Annotated in this window: 10 protein-coding genes and 1 pseudogene; 5 read left to right on the forward strand and 6 right to left on the reverse strand. The window is 64.5% G+C overall.

Features of this window, described 5'->3' with window-relative positions; genetic code table 11:
- Positions 1 to 638 (reverse strand): annotated as a pseudogene (locus A2J03_RS14940) (RNA degradosome polyphosphate kinase); the annotation flags it as partial.
- Between the two features lie 154 nt (positions 639 to 792).
- Positions 793 to 1,443 (reverse strand): 2-phospho-L-lactate guanylyltransferase, encoded by a 651-nt coding sequence (gene cofC / locus A2J03_RS14945; RefSeq protein WP_197480783.1) that lies wholly within the window; start codon positions 1,441 to 1,443, stop codon positions 793 to 795.
- Between the two features lie 153 nt (positions 1,444 to 1,596).
- Here cofC and A2J03_RS14950 point away from each other — a divergent pair, with 153 nt between their 5' ends.
- Both A2J03_RS14950 and A2J03_RS14955 read left to right on the forward strand, forming a co-directional pair.
- Complete coding sequence (locus A2J03_RS14950) at positions 1,597 to 2,595, forward strand: NAD(P)H-dependent glycerol-3-phosphate dehydrogenase (protein ID WP_068375345.1); 999 nt, start codon at positions 1,597 to 1,599, stop codon at positions 2,593 to 2,595.
- Positions 2,596 to 2,667: 72 nt separating this feature from the next.
- Positions 2,668 to 3,774, forward strand: a complete 1,107-nt coding sequence (locus A2J03_RS14955) for a D-alanine--D-alanine ligase family protein (RefSeq protein WP_068375348.1) — start codon at positions 2,668 to 2,670, stop codon at positions 3,772 to 3,774.
- 6 nt (positions 3,775 to 3,780) lie between these two features.
- Here the strand turns inward: A2J03_RS14955 and A2J03_RS14960 are convergent, their stop codons facing one another.
- Positions 3,781 to 4,356: a DUF3515 domain-containing protein gene (locus A2J03_RS14960; RefSeq protein ID WP_068375362.1), complete on the reverse strand. Its 576-nt coding sequence runs from the start codon at positions 4,354 to 4,356 to the stop codon at positions 3,781 to 3,783.
- A 37-nt stretch (positions 4,357 to 4,393) separates the two neighbouring features.
- Positions 4,394 to 4,630 carry an Lrp/AsnC ligand binding domain-containing protein gene (locus A2J03_RS14965; protein WP_068375351.1) on the reverse strand — a complete coding sequence of 79 codons (237 nt, stop codon included), beginning with the start codon at positions 4,628 to 4,630 and terminating at the stop codon, positions 4,394 to 4,396.
- A 147-nt stretch (positions 4,631 to 4,777) separates the two neighbouring features.
- On the opposite strand from A2J03_RS14965, the gene A2J03_RS14970 reads away from it, so the two are divergent.
- Positions 4,778 to 5,800, forward strand: a complete 1,023-nt coding sequence (locus tag A2J03_RS14970) for a thiamine-phosphate kinase (RefSeq protein WP_197480784.1) — start codon at positions 4,778 to 4,780, stop codon at positions 5,798 to 5,800.
- A complete protein-coding gene (locus tag A2J03_RS14975; RefSeq protein WP_068375354.1) occupies positions 5,797 to 6,489 on the forward strand; it encodes a uracil-DNA glycosylase in 693 nt (230 codons plus the stop codon). Before A2J03_RS14970 ends, A2J03_RS14975 begins: the two co-directional genes overlap by 4 nt.
- A gap of 8 nt (positions 6,490 to 6,497) precedes the next feature.
- On the opposite strand, the gene A2J03_RS14980 is transcribed toward A2J03_RS14975, so the two are convergent.
- On the reverse strand, positions 6,498 to 7,286 hold the full coding sequence (locus A2J03_RS14980) for an enoyl-CoA hydratase-related protein (protein ID WP_068375368.1): 789 nt from the start codon (positions 7,284 to 7,286) through the stop codon (positions 6,498 to 6,500).
- Positions 7,287 to 7,419: 133 nt separating this feature from the next.
- A complete protein-coding gene (rpmB, locus tag A2J03_RS29995; protein WP_008717389.1) occupies positions 7,420 to 7,611 on the reverse strand; it encodes a 50S ribosomal protein L28 in 192 nt (63 codons plus the stop codon).
- Between the two features lie 225 nt (positions 7,612 to 7,836).
- Here rpmB and A2J03_RS14985 point away from each other — a divergent pair.
- Positions 7,837 to 8,693, forward strand: an 857-nt coding sequence (locus tag A2J03_RS14985; RefSeq protein WP_156520406.1) for a DAK2 domain-containing protein, incomplete at its 3' end; no start/stop codon positions are given.

Genomic DNA, 8,693 nt, shown 5'->3' on the forward strand with positions numbered 1-8,693 from the left:
CGATCGACGTTGTCGGGAACCTTCACACGTGCGAAGTGCTCGCCCGAGGTGGCGTAATCCTTCACTGTGACAGCGAGATTGAGGCTGAGACCGCTGATGTAAGGGAACGGGTGCGCTGGATCGACCGCAAGCGGGGTGAGGACCGGAAACACTTGCTCGTGGAAATAGGTCGACAGTCGACCGCGTTCGTCCGAGTCGAGATCGGACCAGCGAATGATCTCGATGCCGACCGCGGTGAGCTCCGGAAGAATGGCGTCGAGCAGAACACGGGCGTGACGGCGCGCCAGTTCCTGAGTGCGTTCACCGATCAAGGCGAGTTGCTCACGAGGGGTGAGACCGTCGGCCGATCGTACGGACAGACCGGTTTCGTCGCGACGTTTGAGGCCGGCGACGCGAACCATGTAGAACTCGTCGAGATTCGAGGCGAAGATTGCCAGGAACTTCGCACGCTCCAGCAGTGGGAGAGAGGAGTCCTCAGCGAGTGCAAGTACTCGTGAATTGAAGTCCAGCCAGCTCAATTCGCGGTTCAGATAACGGTTTTCGGGTAACGCCTCTTTGGCGTCGGGAGCGTGCGGTTCAGTTGCCGCAGGAAGCGCGGCCGGACTCGAGGTCGAAGTCGTGGCCGGCGGCGGACTTATCGGACCGTCATCGGTGCGATGTCCCGGGGCTGTCGTTGCGGCGGAGTCGGCTTCTGTTTCGCTGTTGCTCACCGCTCGATCATCCCCTATAGCCGTGACCGGTGAAACTCGGATCGATGAATTGTGTCCGACTCGCTCGCCGCGGTCGAGTCGACTACCACCCCAGCGACCGCAGAACTGCGGCGGTTGCCTGCCCGACGCCGAGGATGTGAGCCTCCCGCACATCGTCGATGGTGTCGACGTCGAGCCGGAGACCGGGCCAGTGTCCGTCGAGATCGTATGCGCCCGACTCGCGGTGCCGCCGCGCCGAGGACGGTCCGAACAGCGGTGCGAACTCACCGGACGACCCGTCGACGATCAAGGCGGCAGTGCCCGTTCCGTGATGATCGCTCACGACGGACCTCGCATGCCCACGAGCCGCGAGGTAGGCCTGCGCCAGCTCGGCGGTTCGGAGGGCAGGAAGGTCCGCCTGCAAAGCGATGATGTCGTCACTTCCCTCGGCGCGCACTATCGAGGCCGCCGCCTCGAAGGCCGAGTTGAGTCGCGCAACGGAGTCCAAGGGTGTTCGGTCACACGGTTCCTTCACCACCCGGGCGCCCAAGTCGACTGCGGCGGCGGCTATGGAAGGATCCGGCGTGACGACAGTGATGGCCGAGACGGCATCGACCGCGCGCGCGGCGACGACGGTGTCCCGGAACATTGCAGCGACCAGTCGGGCGCGGTCGATGTCGGCGAAGGCATCGGCCAGACGCGTCTTGGCTGCGGCGAGATCCTTGACTGCGATCACCACGTGCGCGGTACTCATGAGCTCGATCCTGCCAGCGGTACTGCAGCCGTCACCGTTCGACCTCGGCGGGCGAGGCGGGACGTTAGTGTTGGGCGGCGGTCCGTGGGCTTTCGAGGTGTCCACGTACTCGGGTGGGTCAGTGAGTGGACGAATCGACGAAGGTGGCTTTCGATGACCAGAGCAGCGGTACTCGGTTCCGGATCCTGGGGGACGGCGTACGCCAAAGTGTTGGCCGACGCAGGCACCGACGTGACGATGTGGGCTCGGCGGTCCGAGCTCGCCACCGCAATCGCCGAAGGACACGAAAACCCCGACTACCTACCCGGCATCACTCTGCCCGACAACATCACCGCCACCAGCGATCCCGAACGCGCTCTCGAGGGTGCCGACATCGTGGTTCTCGCGGTTCCGTCGCAATCGCTCCGAGCCAACCTCGCCGAGTGGACCGACTCGATTCCGAAAGACGCCACTCTGCTGAGCCTTGCCAAAGGAATCGAGACCGGAACGCTGCTGCGGATGAGTCAGGTCATTGCACAGGTGACGGGTGCCGATCCAAGCCGAATCGCATCATTGTCGGGGCCGAACCTGGCACGCCCGATCGCGGAGGGCCAGCCGGCCGCGACAGTCATCGCCTGTTCGGATTCCCGGCGTGCACTCGAGGTTCAGAAGGCTTGTGCCACAGGATACTTCCGGCCTTACACCAATACAGACGTGATCGGCTGCGAGATCGGTGGAGCGTGCAAGAACGTCATCGCGCTTGCGTGCGGCATGGCCAGCGGGGTGGGGTACGGGGAGAACACCCTCGCCTCGATCATGACGAGAGGACTCGCGGAGATAATTCGACTCGGCACGGCGCTCGGCGCGAAACCCGCGACGCTGGCCGGCCTCGCGGGCGTCGGGGATCTCGTTGCGACGTGTACGTCCACGCTGTCGCGGAATCGAACCTTCGGCGAGCGTCTGGGGGCAGGCGGATCGATGGAGAGCGCCCAGGAAGCCGCACACGGACAGGTCGCCGAGGGCGTGAAGTCGTGCACCTCGGTGCGCGCGCTTGCCGAGAGCTACGACGTCGAGATGCCGTTGACCGATGCCGTCCACCGGGTGTGCCACGAGGGGCTGTCCGTCCCCGACGCCGTAGGGCATCTCCTCGGACGCAGAATCAAGCCCGAGTAGCACCGACGGAGTAGTTCGGCCAAGGGCGACGGGTCGCGCTCGAAGATCGCTCGGACGGTACGGTGGGTCACCGTGAGTCGATCCCGTATCAAAGTTGCCGTGATCTTCGGCGGACGAAGCAATGAGCACGCGGTTTCCTGCGTCTCCGCAGGCAGTGTGCTCCGGCACATCGACCCCGAGCGCTACGACGTCGTGCCTGTCGGCATCACGAAGGAGGGCGCGTGGGTGCTCGGAGCGCAGGACGTCGCTGAACTCGCCATCCACGGCCGAGTGCTGCCGAGTGTGGACAAGAACTCGACGGCGCTGACCTTGTCCGCCGATCCTGGCCGGAAGGGCGCACTGCTCTCGTTGGGCGACGATGACGCAGGCTCGGTCCTGTCCTCGGTCGACGTCGTATTTCCGTTGCTGCACGGTGCATACGGTGAGGACGGCACGGTTCAAGGGCTACTGGAACTTGCAGGGGTCCCGTATGTCGGACCGGGCGTCCTTGCGAGCGCGGCCGGTATGGACAAAGAGTTCACCAAGAAACTCCTTGCGGCCGAAGGGCTTCCCGTCGGCCGACAGGTTGTGCTCAGGCGTGGTGTCGAGTCCCTGACTGCCGAGCAGAAGGAGCTGCTGGGCCTACCGGTGTTCGTCAAACCCTCTCGAGGGGGATCCTCCATCGGGATCAGTCGCGTCAGCAGTTGGGATCGACTGGCCGGTGCGATCACGCATGCTCGCGTCCACGATCCGAAAGTGATCGTCGAGGGCGCAATCACGGGTCGTGAGGTCGAATGCGGAGTGCTGGAGTTCCCGGACGGTTCCGTGCGCGCGAGCGTTGTCGCCGAAATCCGCATGCGCGACGCCCCGGTGGACGATCACGCGTTCTACGACTTCGACAGTAAGTACCTCGACGACGTCTGTGAATTCGACGTTCCCGCGGTTCTCTCTCAGGACATCAGCGACGAGATCCGCCGGATCGCCGTGGACGCGTTCCGAGCGTTGGATTGCCAGGGTCTCGCCCGCGTCGACCTGTTCGTCACCGAGGACGGACCGATCATCAACGAAATCAACACCATGCCCGGCTTCACCTCGATCTCGATGTTCCCGAAGATGTGGGATGCCGCGGGAGTCGACTACCGCACTCTGATCGACACGCTCATCGAGACGGCATTGGCGCGCGGCACCGGGCTCAGATAGCCGACGTCACTGCAGAGGTGCAGGGTCGAGCGCGGTCTGCGGCAACGCTCCCGCGATGGAGTTCGATGCGTCCTGCAGCGGGGTAGGTCCGGAACCGCCGGGAACCGTCAGTGCCACATAGACCGGTCGGTCGACGGTGTACCAGGTACTGGCATCGATTCCTGTGTCGGCTCCCGATACCTCGAACCACTGAACACCGTTGATCACCTGAAGCGCGGAGGCCACGTCGAATCCGGCTGGACGAGGCAGACCGCATCGAAGAACTATCGCCTCGGACACATCGTCGTCTGGGGCGTACGCGCGAGCGCCGGCCGGTGCGGGATCCACGAGTTCGGCCTGGGTGTAATCGCCAAGGGCTTCGGGAAGCGCGTCCAGCAGTGTCACGCAGTCCGAACTCTCCGCAGCGGGAGCATCGACCGGCCCGAGTGCCTCCGGGGGGCGTGTTGCGTCACCGGACACCGTGACGGCGGCGACGATGACCCCGACCAGCAACGCGATGGGCAAGGCCACGGCCGTGGCGATGACGGCCGGGTGACGCCGCTCGGACGACTCGGGTTCCGGCGATGGGGCTTCGATTGTCATCATCTTCCGCTCGGATATAGAAGGACAGGCGGTCGTGTCAGGCGGGGATCTCCGCGACCTGACACGTCAACGTCCGGGTGATCGTGTCGACTTTCTGTACGCGAGCGACGATTGCGGTCAGTTCGTCCTCGTCCTCGGCCACGATACGGACGACGACGTCGTACGGCCCGAGCACGGCCTCTGCCGATTCGACTCCACGAACGTCGTGCAGCGCCGATGCGACCAGAGCGGATCGACCCACCTCTGTCTGTACGAGGATGAACGCTTGCACCATCGTCGGCCCTTTCCGAATGTCCCGGCAGTACCCGAAGGTAGTGTCGCGGTGGTCTCGCATTCCGGGCGTCTTCGCACCCGACAAGCGCGGTTGTCGGTAAGAAGGTACCGCAGCGGTCGAAGTCGCTCCGCGCGAGAGGGGAGCCAGGTGGTCACAACGGAAAAGAGGAAGAACATCGACATCGGTGCTGACCGAGACGAATCCCACAGTCCGACGGTCGCTGAGGTCGGGGAGTTCGGCGTGATCGACCGTTCGACGAGCGGCCGGATCCAATCGAGCCACACGATCCTCGGGCCGGGCGACGACGCTGCAGTCGTTGCCGCTGCAGACGGTCGAGTGGTCGCGACGACGGATATGTTGGTGGAGGGCAGGCACTTCCGGCTCGATTGGTCGAGCCCGATCGACATCGGACGGAAGGCCGTCGCGCAGAACGGGGCCGACATTTCGGCCATGGGGGCTCGCTGCACCGGATTTCTCGTTGCTCTCGGGTGCCCCGCAACCACGTCGGTGGAGGTGACGGACGGTCTGTCCGAGGGTCTCTGGCGCGAGGCGCAACGCGCCGGTTGCTCGATCATCGGCGGCGATCTCGTCCAGTCCGAGGAGCTCGTGATTTCCGTCACCGCACTCGGTGATCTCGAAGGACGGCCTCCGGTGCTGCGGTCGGGCGCACGCCCGGGTGATGTCGTCGCCGTCGTCGGACACCTCGGTTGGTCGGCCGCTGGTCTCGCAGTGCTCGAATCGGGTCGGACGGGGCATGCGGTACTCGTCGACGCTCACCGAGTGCCGACACCCGAGTACGAACAAGGTGTATCCGCTGCACTGGCGGGAGCTACCTCGCTGACCGATGTGTCCGACGGCCTCGTCGCCGATCTGGGCCACATCGCGCAGGCCTCCTCGGTCTCGCTCGACCTGAACAGTGCACTGTTGGACATTGGAGACGAAATCGTCTCTGCCGCAGCAGATTTGGGCGTGCCTGTCCTGTCCTGGGTTCTGGGCGGAGGCGAAGACCACGCGTTCGCTGCGACGTTTCCCCAGACGGCACGGATTCCTGACGGCTGGACGGTGGTGGGACACGTGGCAGGTCCTTCGGTGTCGCCGACGGTGACAGTGGACGGAGCGCCGTTCTCCGGTTCCGCCGGATGGTCCAGCTTCGACGGGAGCACCTCGTGACTGCGAAACCGCTGCAGGACATAGTCGAAAAAGGTTGGGCCACAGCGCTGGAACCGGTAGAGGAACAGATAGCGGCCATGGGGGAGATGCTCCGCGCGGAGCTGGAAGCCGGGCGTAGCTACCTCCCGTCGGGCGAGAACGTGCTTCGCGCATTCACCCGACCGTTCGACGACGTCAGGGTATTGATCGTCGGGCAGGATCCGTACCCGACTCCTGGGCACGCGGTCGGGTTGAGCTTCTCGGTCGCGCCCGACGTCCGGCCAGTTCCCCGCAGTCTGGCCAACATCTTCAAGGAGTACACCACCGATCTCGGGTTCCCGACTCCATCGAACGGTGATCTCTCGCCATGGGCCGATAAGGGTGTGCTGTTGCTCAACCGCGTTCTGACGGTGCAACCCGGTGCTGCGGGGTCGCATCGCCGGAAGGGGTGGGAAGCGGTGACGGAGCAGGCGATTCGAGCTCTCGTGGCGCGAGGTGACAGGGACGATGCGGCCGGATTGGTTGCCATTCTGTGGGGCCGCGATGCTGCCACGCTCAAACCGATGCTCGGTTCGACGCAGTGCATCGAGTCGGTGCATCCGTCACCGCTCTCGGCGTCGCGCGGCTTCTTCGGATCGACACCGTTCAGTCGGGCCAACGAATTGCTCGTCGCGGGAGGTCACGAACCCATCGACTGGAGACTGCCGTAACCGGAGATCTACGAGAAGTCGGGTCGACGCTTTTCCACGAAGGCGTCGACTCCTTCGCGTCCGGTCGGACCGTCGGCGGCCGCGGCAATCGACGCGGCCTCGGCATCGAGTTGCTCTGCCAGAGAGTAGGCGTCGGACTTCTGCAGTAGTGCCTTGACGCCCTCGAACGCAACGGTCGGTCCGGCAGCAAGGGTACGGGCAAGGCGCTGCGCCTCGCTGACGATGATGTCGTCACCGACCAGCCGACTGAGAATTCCGAGTCGGACAGCTTCCTCGCCGTGCAGGACCGAATCGCTGAGCAGAATATCGCGGGCGCGAGCCGGTCCGACGATTCGCGGAAGTGTCCATGTCAGACCACCGTCCGGGGTCAGGCCGATGCCTGAATACGCCGGGCGCAATTTGGTCGAGCGGCCACCGATCGCAACATCGGCGTGGCATACCAAGCTCATTCCTGCGCCGGCTGCCCATCCCTGGACACCGGCGACGACAGGAACGGTGCACGCGGCAAGTTCGATCACGAATCGATGGAACTCGTCGGCCACACCTCGCACGTAGGTTCCACGATCGGGGGCGGCTGCGAAAGCTCGGACGTTTCCGCCCGCGCAGAAATTGGCACCCGAGCCGATGAGAAGTACGGCACCGGCGGTCAGTTCTCCTGCATCGAGCGCCTGCAGTGCGTGCGCTCCGTCCACCATGGCGGCGCCGCTCAGTGAAGTGCCGGCCGCGTCTGTCGCTACGGTGATCTGCAGTACTCCGTCGACGAGGTCGACCGTTCCGGTGCTTTCGAAAGTTGTCACGATTTGCACTGTAACGTGTGGCCGCCGGCGACCGTCACAACGGTATTCCCTACCTCTGTCGCGAACAAAACTGTGCCCCGCGACCAGGTTCGGTCGCGGGGCACAGTTCTGTACTCGTTCTCGGGGGCAGGTATCAGCCCCGAACCACCTTGCCTGCCTTGAGGCAGGAAGTGCAGACGTTCATGCGCTTGGAGTTGCCGGGGGCAACCTGAGCGTGAACGGTCTGGATGTTCGGGTTCCAACGACGGTTGGTCCGTCGGTGCGAGTGCGAGACCGACTTACCGAAGCCGGGCCCTTTGGCGCATACGTCGCAGACGGCAGCCATAGTCGCGAACTCCTTGATAGATGATTGAGCATTAACATGAGGGCGGTTGCGCCAAGAACGAGACGCACATCAGCACGCCGCTCCTCTTAGGGCAACCCTGCAAGAATAGCGGCGTACCCGGATTTCACCAAACCGCCACCTGAAGTGGTGGCTGAACGGCCTCCGGGACTGTTCGAGTCTAGGCTTGCTGTGGCCGAATCGAGGGGGACGGGGGTCGTGACGGACATGGGTGAGGTGGTCGACCGTCAGGTATCGGTGGCGGTGACGGAACTGGGCGCAGATGAGCTCCGGCAGTGGGCCTATCGCTGTGTCGACGGTCTCACCGACCGCCGCGAGGAGATCAACGAACTGAACGTGTTTCCCATACCGGATTCCGATACGGGCACGAATCTGGTGTTCACCGTGCGATCCGCAGTCGAGTGCATGCGAAGTGCAGGCCCGGACGCCGATCTTGCCGCCGTTGCCTCGAGTCTCGCTCGAGGTGCGGTGGCGGGAGCCCGTGGCAACTCCGGTGTCATCGTGTCTCAGGTGATGCGCGCGCTGGCCGAGGAATGCCGCAGCGGCCGCCTCGATGGTCCCGGTGTGGCGCGCGTTCTCGGCCGGGCATCGAACCTCGTCGTCGAGGTCGTCAGCGTTCCCGTGGAGGGGACCATCGTGACGGTCCTGGCCGTCGCAGCCGAGGCGGCTGCCGAGGCGGCTGCCGAGCCGGCGGGATCCGATCTCGCTTCGGTCGTGCATCGCGCGAGTGAGTCCGCTTCGATGGCACTCGATCGGACACGATCGCAATTGTCGGTCCTCGATGCCGCGGGTGTCGTCGATGCCGGTGCTCTCGGGCTCGTCATCATGCTCGATTGCTTCTCGGCCGTGGTGACAGGAACGCTGCCCACTCGTCCGCGCTACCACCGCGCCATCGTCGCTTCGCACCCGACGAAGTTTCGATCGGTGACGGATGCCGAGCATCACCATCATGGCGCATCGTCGATAAATGGTTACGAGGTTCTCTACCGAGTGACGGACATCGGCGAGGACGACGTAGTGGCGCTGCGGTCTGCACTCACCGAACTGGGTGACTCGACGGTGGT

Origin of the sequence: Rhodococcus sp. EPR-157, from assembly GCF_001647195.1 — a bacterium.
GTDB lineage: Bacteria > Actinomycetota > Actinomycetes > Mycobacteriales > Mycobacteriaceae > Rhodococcoides.